This is a genomic window from Nocardia pneumoniae NBRC 100136 (genome assembly GCF_000308755.1).
In the GTDB taxonomy this organism is placed as follows: Bacteria; Actinomycetota; Actinomycetes; order Mycobacteriales; family Mycobacteriaceae; genus Nocardia; species Nocardia pneumoniae.
The window spans coordinates 217,709-232,562 of record NZ_BAGF01000058.1 but is presented as its reverse complement, the minus strand read 5'-3'; the positions used below and the strand labels follow the sequence as shown (position 1 = coordinate 232,562).

The following is a 14,854-nucleotide window of genomic DNA, read 5'->3' as shown; positions in this document are numbered from 1 at the left end:
ACCTTGCGGGCCGCGCTCCAACTCACAGAACAGACGGCACCCCTCCGGAGCCGGGGACGAAGCAGGAGCCTCATCGACATCAGACCGACCCAGACCGGGGTCCTCGCAGAACATCACGCACCCCGACCGAGCCGGGGCCGGTGTTGCGGTGGTGTTGGCTACCGCGGAGGAAGACGCAGCGGCCGGAACGGGCGGCACCGGGGTGTCCGAGGAGGAAGTGCCCAGCACCCCGACACCGGCCAACAGGGTCACCAGCGACGAAACACCCATCGCCACAACAGGAACAGAAACAGTCATCTCAACCCCCAACAGGGACAGCGATCGGCAGCATGGTTTGCTGCGGTCGCGAAGAACGAACAGGAATGTGGACCGGTGCGTCAGGCACCGGGTGAAGCTCAGCCACCCGCACCGGCTCAGGCACCGGCAACGGGTCAGGCTCCAACTCAGGGACCGGCACCGGTTCCGGCTCAGACTCAGGTTCGGCCGGGGCCTGCTCTGCGGCAGGCTCGACCACGCCAGCCGGAGCCGGTTCGGGTGCCGAGTCTCGTTGTGCCGCACGGATCAGCAGCGCCAACCCGTGTGTGTCGGCCAGCAGGGAAATCGGGGCGATCGCAGCCACCAGCGCCGAGGCCCACCACGGCAGTTCACGCCCGGCAGCGACCGCGTGCAGCGAGTTGCCCGCCACCGACACCACCGAGCCGATGATCAGCACCGTGACGAAGAACCGGCGTTCCGGAGCGTTGGCGAGGACCAGCACTCCGAAGGTGGCGAGAAGGATCGTGCCGTCCACGATCAGCGGGAACAGCCACGCATCCGACGCCGGGATGTGCGCCAGGACCGCGAGGTCCTTGAGCGTCGCGAACGACAGCCGGAACGCCGCTGCCCCGACCGCGATGATGATGACCACGGCGGACCAGCGCGCAAGACGCATCCCCGCCGACTGATCCGCCGTATTCATCGTCAGGCCGCCTTATCCACCGACGCGGACACTGCGGCCTCGTGCTCGGCCACAACACCCGGCAGAGCTTCGGCCAGCGTGCGGGCATCCTCGATGCTCAGGCTCAAATACCCATTCGCGCCCGACAACTCGATGAACACCGTCGCCGGGATCACACCGTCGCCGTAGGCCGATTCGCGCTCGGGGTGGTACTCGGCGGTGATCCCGTCATGACCGGAGACGGTGGTGTTGAAGAACGACATGATCACGCCGCCTTCGCAGCCGACTTGGCACCGGAGTTGTCGCCCTTGATGCCGGTCGCGCGGATCGTCCAGCCGATCGACTTGAACTCGCCCTGACCGGCGATCTTCGGCTTGACCTGCAAGCCCTCCAGCTCGACCGGCCGCATACCCCGCGCGATTTCCGGAGCTGCGGGAACCGGCTGCACGTCGGCGACGAACACCACGTCGAAGCTCGCCTGCTTCGCGTTCGCCGCCGCCGGGTCGGTGACCGTGCCCTTCCACAGCCGCTTACCGGTGCCGTTGCCTTCGGCGTCCAGATCCAGCCGCTGACGCTTCGGCGCGTTGCGGTCGGTGCTGAACTCCGTAACCGGCGCGATCTCCCCCAGCAGGAACAGACCCATCGGGAACGCGTCCTCGAACGCCGGGGTGAACCAAACATCCTTGAGTGCCATCTGTCAGACCCCTTGTTGCAGTGTGTTTTCGCTCTGTAGCGGTATGCACTCTTTGTGCATACACAACAGCGTATACACAGCAGCGTATACGCACAAGGAGTTTGCGTATACGCAGTTGCAATGGGGCTTGACGGGAATAGGGCGAAAGTGCTGACCTGTGCGTATACACAGTTGCGTATCATCAGCAAGGGCGGCCCACGAGGAGGAGTAAGCGAATGAGTGAACCTGCGTACGTTGCCATCGCGGGAGAGATAGCGCGAGACATCCGCAGCGGTGCCTTGCCTGCGCGGATGCAGCTACCGAGCTACTCCGAGCTGGCCAAGCAGCACGGCGTGTCCGAGATTGTCATCAGGAAGGTGATCGACCTGTTGCTGCGTCAAGGACTCGTCTACACCATCGAACGCCGGGGAACGTTCGTCGCGGCTCGCCCAACGTTGGTTCGTGTCTCTCCGGAACGGCAGATGGAAGACCCTGAAGTGACCTTCGGCAATGAAGCAGCGGCCGGAGAAGATGAGGTTCGGATTGAACGCGAGTCGTCTACAGCGCCCGCCGATGATGAGCTTGCCGCCCTGCTCGGCATCGCCCCAGGCGACGACGTTGAACACATCATCACGATGGCATCAGAGCAGGGGCGACCTATCTCGATATCGGATAGCTATCAGCGGCCCGGCACGGATGTGACCGCCGCCGACATCCTTGAGGAAACGCTTGCCGATCGGCCTCCCGTACCGACACACGCTGTATGGCTCGAGGTGCCGTCCGGGGAACTCGTGAAGGCAGTCCGTCAGCGCTTCCTCAAGGCCGACGGCCAAGTACTCATGGTGTCGGACGTGTCGTATCCGCGAGACCGCTACGAGTCGTTCGTCTTCCGGATGGCGCTCGACACCCAACCCTGACGCAGTGCAATTCCCGCGTGGCCCGGTCGTACCGTCGATCGGGCCACGCTTCGTTTCGGCCTACTGGTTGCGAACCCAGCATTGCGCGACGTCGGCAAGGTTCCACCACGAGACGAACCGGGCATCTTGCGATTCCAGCGTCCACCGGTTCGTCAGCCGGTCGAAGAACGCGTCATCACCCGTCTTGCCGCCCTTCGGCTCACCGACGTAGATCAGACGGCGACCTCCACGCGCCTCGAACAGGTCCAAGGCTCTGGACGCCATCGGGTCACCCCATCCCGGAGGCCAACACAGGAACATCACCGAGTCGCGGTCAAGCTCTGCTTCGAACTCATCGAGACCGCCGACTGGGTACCAGGCATTCCGTTGGCCTTCCGCACCGGGGAAAGAAGCATTCGGTACCTTGTGCGGCGGCTCAGAGTCGAAGGCACGCGTGTGCACTCCGACCTCGGCGAGCAGCCGCGCCCAGTAGCCGCGCCCCGCTCCCAACTCGAAGACCGTCCGCTTCTTGCTGCATGTCTTCACCCAGTCAAGTGTCTCCGGGGACGGAATCGCGTAGGCATAGGTGCTCTGCAAGATCGTTTGCACGAAGCCCAGCCGGACACTGCCGGTCGAGTTTCCGCCATTGACGAGTCGACGTTGCCCGTCAACGGAGACGGAAGGCCCCACGATGTCCCAGTACGGATTCCCCGAGGCGGACTCACCACCGGTCATGTAGTGGACAAACCTCAGGTCAAACGCTGCGTCCGTCTCCTCATTGCCTGTCCCTGACAGCATCGGTGCCGTGTCCAGGTACTCGGCCACCTTCGGGTACTCAGCCTTCAGCCGAGACTCGTCTCCGAGCAGTTCGGCCAGTTCCGTTCGACGCTCCGGCGTCAGCGCGAGACCAGTCATGGACTTGATTCTCCGTGCGGCCCTTGCGTTGCGCGAGTTGTTGCCGAATTTCGCCATACAGGATCAAGGCGGCGCGCTGGCGCGCGCCGCGCCACGCAGCGACCCACAACGGCCGCGCTCCGCAAGCTCCGCGCGGCCGGAGGCTCGGCGTCGCGCGGCACCCACCAGCGAGCCGATTTTGATCCAAGCAATAGGCAAATCCGGCAGCCGACCGCGGTAGCCGTCCTCGCCACCCGCACCCGCCCGCATCAGCCCCGCTCACCGCGCCCGGACCAGCACACCGACCCACCGACCTCGCCACTGCCGCCACCGCCACGAACCCAGCGCGTGACCCGCACACTCCGACCCACCACGCCGACGGCCACCGCACCGGCGGCGACTCCGAGCCCGCCACGCCACTTCCCGTCCTTCCCGATCCAGGACTCACCGACCAGACGACGACCGGCAACAGCGCCCCGCCACCCCGTGACCAGCCAGCCACCGGCGAGCACGACCAGCCCACCCCGGCAGCCGCTCCGGATCCCGGTCTCGGCCACGCCGCCCCATCCGCCCCGATCACGACCGCACCCCCGCCCGCCGGAGACGACGGTGCAGCCGCCGACGAGCCCGCCAGTGCCCGCGCCACGCGATCCGGGGTTGTCGACAAGTCGTCCGATGCTGGCGCCACCGCCGCTGCTGTCCATGCCCGCGTCCTCCTGGGGAGGGGTCCCGGACGACTCCCGGTGCCCGGCGGGTCGAATGCCACCATGGCAGGCCCTACCCGATCCCGACAAGGCCAAGACGAGTCACCACGAAACCGCCTCACCAATTGAGCTGCCGCACAATACATTTCAGTGAGACGGTCTCGCGGCGAGCCTTGACGAGACCGTGCATGCCCCGCCACAGCGTCCTCCGTCCCACCAACCACCGGGAGCCGCACCGGAACTCCCACCCCAGGAGGAAGCAGTCATGGCCAGCAACGTCACCGTCACCATCACCGGCCACCTCGCCGACAACCCCGAACCCCGCGTCACGAACACCGGCAAACTCGTCACCAACTTCACCGTCATCTCCAACGACCGCCGCTACGACCGCGACCGCAACGAATGGGTCGACGCCGCCAAGACCGTCATCCGGATCAACTGCTGGGGCGACCTGGCCGAACTCACCGGCGACTGCCTGACCAAGGGATGCCGCGTCACCGTCACCGGCCACCGCCTGACCGCCGACCCCTACATCGGCAAGGACGCCAAGCCCCGCGCCGCACTCGAACTCACCGCCGACACGGTCGCCGTCGACCTGAAGGGCCAGACCGCACAGATCACCCGCCGCGCCCGCAACGGCGCCACCAGCGTCGACGCCACCGAGCCGCCGTTCTGACCCGCACCCGGTGACCGGACCAGCTGCAACCAGGTCCGGTCACCGAACCCGGCCACCGCGATCGACTGCCGAATTCGCCTATTACTTAGATTAAAGAGCCGCACCAGGATTCAGGTCTGCTCGCATCTCTTCCGCGTCCTTCGGCCGCGTGGCCCTGGAATGGATGGGCCTGCAGTGTGTCCGCGCGCCCCTCCAGCGTCAAGGGCGCCTACGGCGTCAGCTCCGCTGATGGCTGCGCCACCCTTGACCCTGGAGCCTCTACGCGCGAAGGGCAGGCCCTAACGGGGCAGGCGGGGAAGCCTGCCCCCTCGTGCGCATGCCCACCCATTCCAGGGCCGGTGTCGGGGTTACTCGCCGTACGAAGGTCACCTTTGGCATTACCGAGCAGTGCTGGGCACGACGAGAGCCGTACCCGACTTACTTCCCGCAGACGATCACGAACCCACCCGTTCCAGCTCAGTCCACCGCTTGTGGTCCAGTTCCACCCAGTTGCCTGAAACACGGAAGATCGGCGTGCGTTCTGCGTGCATCACGACGCGGTTCTCTGCGGTCAACCACGGTCAACCCGAACAGATCTGTCGTAGGGGTATCGAGACGAAAATTCCCCCTGACCAGGTGATTTGCCAGGGGGATACGGTGGCCAGGGCCGGGATCGAACCGGCGACCTTCCGCTTTTCAGTCAGATTGCCGAACTAACCGCAAGACCGCGAAGCTCGTTACGTCTGGTCTGGACCAGGGCCCCTGCAACACCGTAGAAGACGTTCTTCGCGGCGGTCCATGATTTATCGATCATGCTGCCTCCTTTCGGGGTTTCCTTGCTGCTGGACAGACGGTTCATGACGCCGCTGATTTTCGTTTCCAGGAAAGGGATTACCACGATTGACGCAAGAACACTGCACACCGCTACGGCACCGGACACCGAGTCGAACGATGTACCAGACCCAAGCCACACGCAACGAGCTAACTGGGTTCCTTCTCACGCTCCTCAGGGGAAGTCGAAGCTGGACCCGTACAGGGTGCCTCTGGGGGGTTTCAGAACTCTACCGACGCTACTTTCACCGGTCAAACCTCCAGCGGCAGCATCCACGGGCACACAAGAATCTCGACCAACCAGGGCACGGTCTGAGGCTCCCATGTGGGCATGCTCAATCCACATCACTCGTAGTGGTAGCGGCACGAGATGATCACGACCGCGTCATCATCGATCGCGTAGACGATCCGATGCTCCTGGGTGATACGTCGGGACCAGTAGCCAGCCAGTCCATGCCTCAATGCTTCCGGCTTCCCCGTACCTTCATAGCCGTTACGCTTAATGTCCTCGATGAGTTTGTTGATGCGGCGCAGAATCCGCCTGTCGTTGCTCTGCCACCATTCGTAGTCTGACCAGGCAGAATCGGTGAATGTCAGTTTCACTTTGCCGCCTTGCGCCGAGGCGCCTTAGGTTCAGGATCAGGGATGTTTAGACGCGAAACCAATAAGCGATAGAAAGCGGCGAGTGGTGAATTGGGATCAATACCATTGACGGCTTCGATGTAGGAATCGATATCGTCGAAGGAGTGGGGATCAGGAGAGATTAGGAGCGGAACATCCTCCCCGAATGTCCTTACAAGCACCTTCCGTCGACGCTTCGACTTCACGTCTTCAGTGGATTCTTCCTCATCAACGTCCACCAGCTCCCTCGGCGTTGCGGTGCCGCCACGATGCTCGGCTATCGAACGTTCCAGGTGTCGGGCATTGGCCGGGTTGCCCAGCAGGTACGCAGTCTCCTGCAGGGCTTGGTACTCACTCAGGGCGACAACGACGGCAGGCTCGTGGCCTGCACGAGTGACTACCACCTCTTCTAGGTCTTCAGTGGCGCTGTCGAGAACCGATGCGAAGTTCGCTCGCGCCTCGGTGTAGCTAATCGGCTTCATAGTGTCACTGTACAGGATGCTGTACATGCGGCACCATCGGTCTTGAGACATACGGACGACCGCAGTTCCCCTCCGCCCGTCATTCTCAGTCCGCGGCAGTACATAGCGCAACCGACTCCCGCCAACGATGTTAATGACGGATCCGCTGCTCAACTACGCATCCTGATCAACTCCAACAATCACCACTTCTCACAAACACCGAGACTGACAACCTCAAAACCGCAGTGCGATTACACGTCACACTTGGTGCGAATCCGTCCTTCCTAGGCATCATCCACGATGTTCGGTCCAGTGCAGGGCGAACCAATCCCGTTGTCGGTCGCTCACCTTCACTGTGAGCGGCTGCCCGTGGAGACTGCCGTAGGCCGGATACCGGCGATGGTCAGCGGCGACGTCGATGACATCGTTTCCGTCGACGGCGATGATCCCGCGGTCGAACAGCGTATGTAGGTCGCGGCGCAGCAATACCCCGCCATGCTCATGGTGCTTGCCGACCTTGGCGTAGCTGTAGAGGTGGCAAGCATCCAACGCAGCCTCTGGGAGCTCGCCGGTGAACGCGCACTTCGGCCCGAACTGTCCAAGCAGCATCGCCCGGAATTGCCGCTGACCGAGCCGAACTCGAGTGGGTTTAGTCGTGTGTCCGTGCTGCAACTGCGCGGTGGTCGAGTCCATTGGCCGCAGGACCTCGTTACCAAGGCGGGCGTTGATCGCTCGGCGTGTGTCAGGCCAACGCAGCGACCGAAAGCTGTTCTGGGACTTCGGTTTTACGCACAGGCTTCGCAGTTCTGCGGCGGTGAATTCGCCGAGCAAGTCGATCCAGCCCTGCTCATGGCTGGATCGGTACGTCGTCAGCCCGTAGAGCTCTTCGTAGACCGGGTCATCGAACGTGTCCTTGCACTTCTGGCACCGGTAGATCGGCCGCATCGTCGCCCGCTCCTCGAAGTTGACACTGTTGCACTTGAGGCAGCGAGCACGGCGCTTGTCCGCGGTACCAACGGTGATGTGGTCGATGACCGAGATCCCGAGCGATTCCGTCTGGTTCCACAGCAGGACGATGTCACCGACCGCGACTTTCGCGTGGTTCGGCACTGTGCTGTCCCAGCTGTAATGGCTCGCTGGGTTGTCGTCGTACTTCGCTGCGCCGCCCAGCCGGCGATATGCCGCCTTTGTTAGCACCAACCACGCCCGACTGGACTGCCCATCCGAAGACGTCAGCGTGCTGCTAGTCAACTTGTGCCCCCTTGGGTTACAACACCCGGTACCCACTGCGCCGAGACGAAGGCGAGTATGCCCGAGGCTACAGACACGTGCTCGAACCATATGGCCCCTTCCAGGGGCCAGCGGGCTGGTGACGACAGATCCGACGACAACGCCGACGACAGTTGAACCCGCTGCGCCACCCACCTCACGCCAACCGGGGAAGCTGAAGCCCTGATCGGCGGCAGGGCCTGTGCCTGGCAGTGTGGGGGTCAGGGGTTCGAGTCCCCTTAGCTCCACCTAAGTAGCAGGTCAGGCCCGGTCAGTGACCGGGCCTGACCTTTTTTCGGTCCTGGCCCCCCCTTAAACCCCCCGTTTTGGTTGTGTGTTGGATGGGTGCCGCCTGCGGACCGCCCTGTCGCCGTTCCGATCCGCCGCGACCTACGATGTGGCAGCAGTCGGCACCGAGATCCTGTCCAGGGGCCACACCAGTGATCACTCCACGTGGACCGACAGCAGCGTGCGCCGCACCGCCACCCAGCAGCAACTCAAGTCGGTGAACTGGACCGACCACGGCCACGTCACGCGCGCACTACGGGCGATGGCGCGGCTCATGGACCTATTCGACGACCAGGCGGTCGAACCGGTGCACAAGGCATGCGCCGTGACGGCTGCCGCATCGACGACGAGCCACCCCGAGGGTGGGCGTGGCCCGGAGACCGAGGCGTCTACTCGGTCGCCCGCCAGTGGGTGGCCGGGACTCACTCCACTCTCGAGGTTCGCGACCAGGCTCTACAAGGCGACGAGTTCAGCGATCTTCTTAGCGATGTCTTCTAGCGAGTCCTCGCCAGTGCTGAGACCGTTGCGAGAGCCGAGGAGCGGGCTGATCGCCCGAATTTCGTCATAGGTCACCCCGTGCGCGACGGGGATCAGCAGGTCGCGAGCCAGCAGCTCAGAGAGTTCCTTCTCGGACACACCACCGCTTTCGATGCGTTTCAGGAAGGCGGGCGTGATGAGGACGAGACCGATGCGCGTCTTGGCCAGGCCTTGTCGATCTCCCGCATGAATGGCAGGCCGAGGATGATGTCCCACTCGCTTAACCAGACCGACACGTCCTGCGCTTCGAGGAGGTCGTGCAGTTCGGTCGCGGTCTCTCGCCGGTCGTCCCAGGCATGGCAGAGGAAAAGATCATAGGACTCGGCGCGAGGTCCCACCGCTTCAACCTTCTGGCGGTAGCGATCCAGCGCCGCGACTTCGTCAGAGCTGTAGGTGACGGGAGAGTTGGCCGGCGACCAACGCGGACGAGTCGATCGGCCAGCGCCACCTCCACCGCTGGACCCGCCGCTACCGCTCGAAACGCGAGGGGGCGGCGGGGAATACGACCAGCGAGCCGAAGAACCGCGTATTGGCGCCTGATCCGGGCATCCAGCCCACGACCACAGCCTCGGTGGTGCGGTGCAGCGGTGTTTTGATCCACCGCGACGAGCGGCGGCCCGGTTCATAGACGGAGTCCATGTGTTTGCTGACGATGCCCTCCAAGCCCGGCGTCCTGCGCTACTTGCAGCGATCGGTCGGCGCTCACGTCGGTGAGTCGCCAGAACGGTGGCACCCGGACCGGGACACGGTCCAGGCCCAGGTTCTCGAGCAGCCCGCGTCGCGTCAAACATGGCCGGTCCATCACCGACTCGTCGCCGAGGGCGAGCACATCGAAGACTACGTATTCCACTCGCACCGCCGCGACCAGCGCGGCCGAGGGACGCGTCAGGTGCATACGCCGCTGCAGTCTGCCGAACACCGGCACACCCGTCGCCGGGTCAGAGCGATCAGCTCACCAACGAGAATGACAGAACGCCCCGCCGCCAGCGCGGCGAGCGCTTCGGTTATCTCGGGGTAGGCGGCGCTGATCTCGCGCATGTTGCGGCTCCAGAATCGGCACGAACCGCTCTGGCAGCGCGAAACCGCCCGTTTGCCCTCCCATTTCAGTTCCGCGGCCCACTCACCCGGTGGCCTGGGCGGCGGCCCGGCACTGGCTAGCATGGGTGCTGGCACGGACAGCGCCACCACTGGAGCATATCGCCAGCTAATGCAGACCGGTCGGGTCTGATCGGTTGATAGCGGATGCCGCCGACAAGGTGCCGGCAGGTCAGTGAGGTGGTCGATGCGGCGCCTGCTCCCCGCGTCCGGGTCGCTCATGAGGCTGTCTACCGCGTGGTGGGTGCCAGCTCGGTGATGAGGTCCTCGACGAGTTTGCGGATTTCGTCGCGGATCGCGCGGACGGCATCGACACCTTCACCTGCGGGGTCGTCGAGTTTCCAGTCGCGGTAGTCGACGCCGGGGAAGTAAGGGCAGGCGTCGCCGCAGCCCATGGTGATGACCACGGTGGAGGTTTCGACGGTGTCGGGGGTGAGGATTTTCGGGGTGTGGTCGGAGATGTCGATGCCGACCTCGCGCATGGCCTCGACGGCCGGCGGGGTTGATCGACTCGGCAGGTGCGCTACCCGCGGAGCGGACTTCGATGGCTTCTCCGGCGAGGTGGGTGAGGAAGCCGGCGGCCATCTGGGAGCGTCCGGCGTTGTGGACGCAGACGAACAGCACACTGGGGGTGCGTTCGCACCGTCGAGACCATGCCCGGCTGGATGCAGGCCATGGCCACGATGAATCCGGTCGCGCACGCCACCGACGCCCTGCGCGGACACGTGCTGGGCACCGCCACCGCCGCCGACACTGCCGCCGCCCTGGTCGCGGCGCTCGGACTGTGGGCCGCGGTCACCGCTGTCGCCGCCCTGCCCCGGCTGCTTCGGCCGCCACGCGCTCGCTGAAAACAACCCCGATGGCCCTACCCCGCGAAAGGGGTAGGGCTGGTTGTGTCAGCGGATTCCGATGTCGTTCATGGCGTCGACGAGAGCGGAGGCGAGGCGAGACGGATAGTCCGCTGGGCGAATTCTGAGCTCACTCATTCCAGTGCCTGCTGGTGGTGCCAGACCTTGGCCGCGGAGGCGACCAGCAGCATGGTCAGAATCGGGATGAGCGCGGCGCTGGGAACGACGCCGAGCAACAGCCCACCGACGATGGTTCCGGCGATCGACCCGGCGGCCATGATGAGGAGGAAACCGATGTTGACTCGCAGGATCTGGAAGCTCTGATCTCGGCTGTAGCGGGCGAACGCGACCAGCATCGTCGGCAGCGAGACCATCAGCGATAAGCTCCCGGCCACCTTGATGTCGACCCCGAACAGCAGCACGATCGTCGGGATCAGCAGCTCCCCGCCGGCTACACCCATCAACGCCGCCACGATCCCGATGCCGACACCGGCCAGCGCCGCGGCGACAACCCGCGCCGCCGTCGGCGGTGCGAGAGTGCCGACCTGGCCCAGGTGACCAAGCGCCAGGGCCGCGGCGATGAGCACCAGCAGCAGCGCCATGACCCGATAGAGGGTGCGCGAATGCATCCGTGTCGCCCAGTCGGCGCCGAGCCAGGCACCGGCGAGGCTGCCGATGAGCAGGTTGGCCGCAACCGTCCAGTGCTGGCTCAGCTCGTCGTAGGGCAGGGTGGTCAACCGGGCCGGAAGCGCGGTGAGTACGACGATCAAACTCGTCGCCTTGTTCAGGATCACCGCGTGCAGGGCCGCGAATCCGAATAGCCCGACCAGCAGCGGCAACCGGAACTCCGCGCCACCGAGCCCGATCAAACCACCCAGGAGACCGATCGCCGCACCCGCGATGAATACCAGCAGCAGCGCATCGCGCCGCGCTGCGGCGGATGACGTCGATGCTGCCGGGTCCTCAACCGCCTCGCTCACACGTAGAGACGTTAATGCCCGTAGTGGGCCCACTCGGAGTGGCTGCGGTGATCTTAGAGTTCACCGATATCGAAATCTCGCGGTCCGATGCGACGTCGGGAGGCACCGATCAGCGGCGTGAGATTCGACGACCGTCGGGGCACAGGTGGTGTGCTGTTTCAGCGGATACGCCCGAATGCAGGCGTCGATGGCGCTCATGCGGTGGCGTCGAGCAGATGCAGTTCCTCGGCCACGATCAGATCGACCTCTTCGTCGGTCAAATCCGACAACAGGTGTGTCGTCAGCATCGCTCTCACCTCCTCACCGCACTTACGGGATCTGTCGAATCGAAGATCCCGACATCGACTTCGACACCTATACAGACGTGACACGCCGGATCGGGACGCACAGTGCGTCCGATCGCGGTCAGTGCCGTCGGTATCTGTGCTGAGGATGAAGGCTCGCCACCACGCCGGCAGGCGAGGATGCTGGAGACGGAGAGGAAGCCCCGGTCATGAGCCAGCCAACAGCCACCACCGCGACCACACCACAGCCGCAACTCGGTGATCTCGACCAGCTCTGGCGCCGCTTTTCCGACGACCTGCGGGCCTTCATCGCCCGGCGGGTCTCGCACCCGGAAGACACCGAGGACATCCTGTCGATCGTGTTCCTGCGGATGGCCAAAAGCTTGGACAATCTGCGCGAGCAGGACCGGCTGCCGGGCTGGATGTATGCCATCACCCGCAACGCGATCACCGACTACTACCGCTCGGCGGCCCATCGCCGCGAGCTACCCGTCGACGCCGTCCCCGACAACCCCTCCGCAGGCGAGGATGGACCCGATCTCGGGGAGGCGGCGGAGAAAGAACTGGCCTCGTGCCTGGTGCCGATGCTCGCCGGGCTGCCTGTCGAGCAGGCCGCAGCGGTGAAGATGGTCGACTTCGACGCCCGCACACACGCCGCTGCTGCTGGTGAGGCGGGTATCCCGGTGTCCGGGATGAAATCTCGCGTGCAACGCGGCCGCGCCGCCCTGCAGGCCCGATTGCATGCCTGCTGTCAGATCAGCCGGGACCGCACCGGCCACGTGCACGACTACCGACCCCGCGAGGGAGCCTGCGGAGACACAGCCAGCAATGAAGGATGCGGCTGTGGTGGTGTCACACCACCCTCGGACCAGTAGACCGGCACACCGGTTCAGGTACGCCCACCGGTCGGCCGCGGGATCACCACGATCGGACAAAGGTGCGGTGCGAGCCGCTTGAGGCTCGCACCGCACCGTGCCGGGTGAGGGCTACTGGCAGCCGCACCCGCCGCCTGCCGTGGCCGCCGGAGCGCAGCACGTCGCCTTTTCGCTGGGATCGCAGCACGTGGTCTGCCGTTCGGTGCTGCAACACGCGGCTGCCGTAGGCTGCGGTGCTGCGTCCGTCCCATGTGTCGTCGGGGACTCGAATTCGTTCGGGTTGGTCATGGTGACTCCTGGATTCGTGGGGATGGGTACCAGGACAGACGGAGGAGAACCGGAAAGGACGCACCGGAAGTCGCCGTGGGGTGCTCCGATATCCAGGGGCGGGATGCGCCCCTGAGAGGGATCGAACTCTGGCCTCCGCGGTAGCGCTCTCTGGTCAGGTGGCGGTTGTGAAGCCTGAAGTGTCGGGTGGACGATGGAGACTGCCACGGAGGCGGCAGATTGTCCGGCCATGGAATCGAGGAGCCATGCCAGAACGGGTGACGGATCGGAGTGTGCTCGCCGCCGATCTGGAGCGGGCGCGGGCCGACTTTCACATTCTGCTGTCGATGGCGGGGGAAGACGATTGGGGCAAGGCTTCGGCGGGGACCCGCTGGAGCAACGAACAGCTGCTGTTCCACATGCTGTTCGGGTACATGGTGGTGCGACGGCTGCTGATCGTTCTGCGCGTGATGAGCCGGCTGCCCGAGGGCGTCGGTCGCGGGTTCGCCGCAGTCCTCAACGCCGCGACAGCGCCGTTCGATGTGATCAACTATTACGGCTCGTGCTGGGCGGCCCGCGTCTACAACCGCCACCGGATGGGAGCGAAACTCGACCGGGTGATCGGCTCGCTGCAACACTCGTTGACACATGAGCCGGACGCCGCGTTCCGGCGTGGTATGCACTACCCGACCCGGTGGGATCCGTACTTCGCCGACTACATGACCCTCGCCGACATCTACGCCTATCCCGGCCGCCATTACGACCACCATCGGCGCCAACTCACGCTCACCGGAATGCGGTGAGCGCGCCGATTCAGCGCACTGGGCTGCGGCGTTCGAGGAACACGCTGTCGCGCCACTTTCCGCCGAGCTGGGCGATGCGTTCGCGCACCCCGACGGTGCGGTAGCCCGCGGAGTGGTGCAGGGCGATCGCGGCGCGGTTCTCCGGAAAGATCGAGGTCTGCAGCGTCCACAGCCCGGCTTCGTCGGCCGCGATGACCTGCTTGTGTAACAGTGCTTTCCCGACGCCACGCCCGCGCGTCTGCTCGGCCACATACACCGAACTCTCGGCCACGCCCTCGTAGCCCTCATCGCAGGAGGCGGCGCTGAGCGCGGCCCAGCCCACGACTTCGCCGTCGATCTCGGCCACCCACCGGTGCTGCGGTAACCATCGCGCCTCGAGGGTGTCCTGGCTGGGAACCTCGGTAGCGGGAGTGGCCGTGCCGGTGGCGATGCCTTCGCCGTAAATGCGGCGCACCGCCTCCCAATCGTCTGCGCGCATCTGCCGGACGCTGACGTCGGTGGGCAGGTCCTCCGGGCAGCAGGGGCGCGGGGTCAACACGCCCATGACCGCGTCGGCGGCGTGAGGAAGGCCGGTGCAGCAGGCGGGGTTGACCATCACCACGGTGGAGGTGCGGTCCTTGTGGACGCTGACGAACCCGACATCGGCGAGCTTGCGCACGTGATGCGACACCGTGGGCTGCCCGATCCCCAGTGCTTCGGCGAGTTCACCGACGGTGATCCCCGCCGGGCGGGTGGCGACCTGATGCAGCAGCCGCACCCGCGTCGGATCGGCCAGGCTGGCGAACCACTGCGCGTAGGTGGTGGCATCACCCACGGTCAGCGCGTCTACCCGGTCCGCACCGGCGGCGCGCACGACCGGCATATCCAACGACGTCATAACCACCACTATATCGACGAACATCGATGCTTGCATTCATCGATGGACGTCGATAGAGT

At 65.0% G+C, this 14,854-nt stretch carries 20 protein-coding genes and 2 pseudogenes; 5 read left to right on the top strand and 17 right to left on the bottom strand.

Annotated features, from left to right (window positions below; all coding sequences use genetic code 11):
- Positions 1 to 298 precede the first annotated feature (298 nt).
- The 3 genes from ON34_RS19410 to ON34_RS19400 are packed head-to-tail and all read right to left on the bottom strand — an operon-like array spanning position 299 to position 1,631.
- Complete coding sequence (locus ON34_RS19410) at positions 299 to 958, bottom strand: DUF2637 domain-containing protein (protein ID WP_051022853.1); 660 nt, start codon at positions 956 to 958, stop codon at positions 299 to 301.
- A gap of 2 nt (positions 959 to 960) precedes the next feature.
- On the bottom strand, positions 961 to 1,200 hold the full coding sequence (locus ON34_RS19405) for a hypothetical protein (RefSeq protein ID WP_040781090.1): 240 nt from the start codon (positions 1,198 to 1,200) through the stop codon (positions 961 to 963).
- Between the two features lie 2 nt (positions 1,201 to 1,202).
- Entirely contained in the window at positions 1,203 to 1,631 is a 429-nt protein-coding gene (locus tag ON34_RS19400) for a hypothetical protein (RefSeq protein WP_040781088.1), read from the bottom strand.
- 215 nt (positions 1,632 to 1,846) lie between these two features.
- Between ON34_RS19400 and ON34_RS19395 the strand changes: the two genes are divergently transcribed.
- The gene (locus tag ON34_RS19395; RefSeq protein WP_040781086.1) at positions 1,847 to 2,527 is read left to right on the top strand and encodes a GntR family transcriptional regulator; all 681 of its coding nucleotides are present in this window, start codon (positions 1,847 to 1,849) and stop codon (positions 2,525 to 2,527) included.
- Positions 2,528 to 2,587: 60 nt separating this feature from the next.
- On the opposite strand, the gene ON34_RS19390 is transcribed toward ON34_RS19395, so the two are convergent.
- Together ON34_RS19390 and ON34_RS19385 are read right to left on the bottom strand one after the other, a co-directional pair.
- A complete protein-coding gene (locus ON34_RS19390) occupies positions 2,588 to 3,421 on the bottom strand; it encodes a hypothetical protein (RefSeq protein ID WP_040781254.1) in 834 nt (277 codons plus the stop codon).
- 248 nt (positions 3,422 to 3,669) lie between these two features.
- Entirely contained in the window at positions 3,670 to 4,104 is a 435-nt protein-coding gene (locus ON34_RS19385; RefSeq protein ID WP_040781084.1) for a hypothetical protein, read from the bottom strand.
- Positions 4,105 to 4,369: 265 nt separating this feature from the next.
- On the opposite strand from ON34_RS19385, the gene ssb reads away from it, so the two are divergent.
- Positions 4,370 to 4,780, top strand: coding sequence for a single-stranded DNA-binding protein (gene ssb / locus ON34_RS19380; protein WP_040781083.1), 411 nt, complete (start codon positions 4,370 to 4,372; stop codon positions 4,778 to 4,780).
- A 679-nt stretch (positions 4,781 to 5,459) separates the two neighbouring features.
- On the opposite strand, the gene ON34_RS36115 is transcribed toward ssb, so the two are convergent.
- The 10 genes and pseudogenes from ON34_RS36115 to ON34_RS19355 all read right to left on the bottom strand — a co-directional run bounded on the left by ON34_RS36115 (position 5,460) and on the right by ON34_RS19355 (position 10,446).
- On the bottom strand, positions 5,460 to 5,699 hold the full coding sequence (locus ON34_RS36115) for a hypothetical protein (protein ID WP_157172337.1): 240 nt from the start codon (positions 5,697 to 5,699) through the stop codon (positions 5,460 to 5,462).
- A 236-nt stretch (positions 5,700 to 5,935) separates the two neighbouring features.
- A complete protein-coding gene (locus ON34_RS19375; protein ID WP_040781082.1) occupies positions 5,936 to 6,193 on the bottom strand; it encodes a Txe/YoeB family addiction module toxin in 258 nt (85 codons plus the stop codon).
- Positions 6,190 to 6,693, bottom strand: coding sequence for a type II toxin-antitoxin system Phd/YefM family antitoxin (locus tag ON34_RS34770; protein WP_083889562.1), 504 nt, complete (start codon positions 6,691 to 6,693; stop codon positions 6,190 to 6,192). The genes ON34_RS19375 and ON34_RS34770 overlap by 4 nt, the downstream gene beginning before the upstream one ends.
- A gap of 270 nt (positions 6,694 to 6,963) precedes the next feature.
- Positions 6,964 to 7,923: an HNH endonuclease signature motif containing protein gene (locus tag ON34_RS19370; RefSeq protein WP_157172336.1), complete on the bottom strand. Its 960-nt coding sequence runs from the start codon at positions 7,921 to 7,923 to the stop codon at positions 6,964 to 6,966.
- Positions 7,924 to 8,682: 759 nt separating this feature from the next.
- Positions 8,683 to 8,982, bottom strand: coding sequence for a hypothetical protein (locus tag ON34_RS37205; protein ID WP_218003913.1), 300 nt, complete (start codon positions 8,980 to 8,982; stop codon positions 8,683 to 8,685).
- Positions 8,886 to 9,104, bottom strand: coding sequence for a toll/interleukin-1 receptor domain-containing protein (locus ON34_RS38550; RefSeq protein ID WP_218003909.1), 219 nt, complete (start codon positions 9,102 to 9,104; stop codon positions 8,886 to 8,888). Before ON34_RS38550 ends, ON34_RS37205 begins: the two co-directional genes overlap by 97 nt.
- 130 nt (positions 9,105 to 9,234) lie before the next feature.
- On the bottom strand, positions 9,235 to 9,429 hold the full coding sequence (locus ON34_RS37195; RefSeq protein ID WP_085997101.1) for a hypothetical protein: 195 nt from the start codon (positions 9,427 to 9,429) through the stop codon (positions 9,235 to 9,237).
- Positions 9,389 to 9,685, bottom strand: a complete 297-nt coding sequence (locus tag ON34_RS36105; protein WP_169333881.1) for a hypothetical protein — start codon at positions 9,683 to 9,685, stop codon at positions 9,389 to 9,391. The genes ON34_RS37195 and ON34_RS36105 overlap by 41 nt, the downstream gene beginning before the upstream one ends.
- Positions 9,652 to 9,927, bottom strand: coding sequence for an ATP-dependent DNA ligase (locus tag ON34_RS38545; protein WP_373291948.1), 276 nt, complete (start codon positions 9,925 to 9,927; stop codon positions 9,652 to 9,654). The genes ON34_RS36105 and ON34_RS38545 overlap by 34 nt, the downstream gene beginning before the upstream one ends.
- A 164-nt stretch (positions 9,928 to 10,091) precedes the next feature.
- A pseudogene (locus ON34_RS19355) lies at positions 10,092 to 10,446 on the bottom strand (arsenate reductase ArsC).
- 59 nt (positions 10,447 to 10,505) lie between these two features.
- On the opposite strand from ON34_RS19355, the pseudogene ON34_RS19350 reads away from it, so the two are divergent.
- A pseudogene (locus ON34_RS19350) lies at positions 10,506 to 10,709 on the top strand (ABC transporter permease); the annotation flags it as partial.
- A 134-nt stretch (positions 10,710 to 10,843) separates the two neighbouring features.
- On the opposite strand, the gene ON34_RS19345 reads toward ON34_RS19350, so the two are convergent.
- Complete coding sequence (locus tag ON34_RS19345) at positions 10,844 to 11,689, bottom strand: sulfite exporter TauE/SafE family protein (RefSeq protein ID WP_083889551.1); 846 nt, start codon at positions 11,687 to 11,689, stop codon at positions 10,844 to 10,846.
- Positions 11,690 to 12,182: 493 nt separating this feature from the next.
- Here ON34_RS19345 and ON34_RS19340 point away from each other — a divergent pair, with 493 nt between their 5' ends.
- The gene (locus tag ON34_RS19340) at positions 12,183 to 12,848 is read left to right on the top strand and encodes a sigma-70 family RNA polymerase sigma factor (RefSeq protein WP_051022850.1); all 666 of its coding nucleotides are present in this window, start codon (positions 12,183 to 12,185) and stop codon (positions 12,846 to 12,848) included.
- Positions 12,849 to 13,381: 533 nt separating this feature from the next.
- Positions 13,382 to 13,918, top strand: coding sequence for a DinB family protein (locus tag ON34_RS19335; RefSeq protein ID WP_040781079.1), 537 nt, complete (start codon positions 13,382 to 13,384; stop codon positions 13,916 to 13,918).
- A gap of 10 nt (positions 13,919 to 13,928) precedes the next feature.
- Here ON34_RS19335 and ON34_RS19330 read toward each other — a convergent pair whose 3' ends face one another.
- Positions 13,929 to 14,795 carry a helix-turn-helix domain-containing GNAT family N-acetyltransferase gene (locus ON34_RS19330; RefSeq protein ID WP_040781077.1) on the bottom strand — a complete coding sequence of 289 codons (867 nt, stop codon included), beginning with the start codon at positions 14,793 to 14,795 and terminating at the stop codon, positions 13,929 to 13,931.
- Between the last annotated feature and the right edge of the window lie 59 nt (positions 14,796 to 14,854).

Coding starts and splice junctions, on each gene's coding strand:
- ON34_RS34770 (WP_083889562.1), bottom strand. CDS start 6,693: ATGAAGCCGATTAGCTACACCGAGGCGCGAGCGAACTTCGCATCGGTT.
- ssb (WP_040781083.1), top strand. CDS start 4,370: ATGGCCAGCAACGTCACCGTCACCATCACCGGCCACCTCGCCGACAAC.
- ON34_RS38545 (WP_373291948.1), bottom strand. CDS start 9,927: ATGCTAGCCAGTGCCGGGCCGCCGCCCAGGCCACCGGGTGAGTGGGCC.
- ON34_RS19405 (WP_040781090.1), bottom strand. CDS start 1,200: ATGTCGTTCTTCAACACCACCGTCTCCGGTCATGACGGGATCACCGCC.
- ON34_RS19400 (WP_040781088.1), bottom strand. CDS start 1,631: ATGGCACTCAAGGATGTTTGGTTCACCCCGGCGTTCGAGGACGCGTTC.
- ON34_RS19410 (WP_051022853.1), bottom strand. CDS start 958: ATGAATACGGCGGATCAGTCGGCGGGGATGCGTCTTGCGCGCTGGTCC.
- ON34_RS19340 (WP_051022850.1), top strand. CDS start 12,183: ATGAGCCAGCCAACAGCCACCACCGCGACCACACCACAGCCGCAACTC.
- ON34_RS19390 (WP_040781254.1), bottom strand. CDS start 3,421: ATGACTGGTCTCGCGCTGACGCCGGAGCGTCGAACGGAACTGGCCGAA.
- ON34_RS19330 (WP_040781077.1), bottom strand. CDS start 14,795: ATGACGTCGTTGGATATGCCGGTCGTGCGCGCCGCCGGTGCGGACCGG.
- ON34_RS19395 (WP_040781086.1), top strand. CDS start 1,847: ATGAGTGAACCTGCGTACGTTGCCATCGCGGGAGAGATAGCGCGAGAC.
- ON34_RS19335 (WP_040781079.1), top strand. CDS start 13,382: ATGCCAGAACGGGTGACGGATCGGAGTGTGCTCGCCGCCGATCTGGAG.
- ON34_RS19385 (WP_040781084.1), bottom strand. CDS start 4,104: ATGGACAGCAGCGGCGGTGGCGCCAGCATCGGACGACTTGTCGACAAC.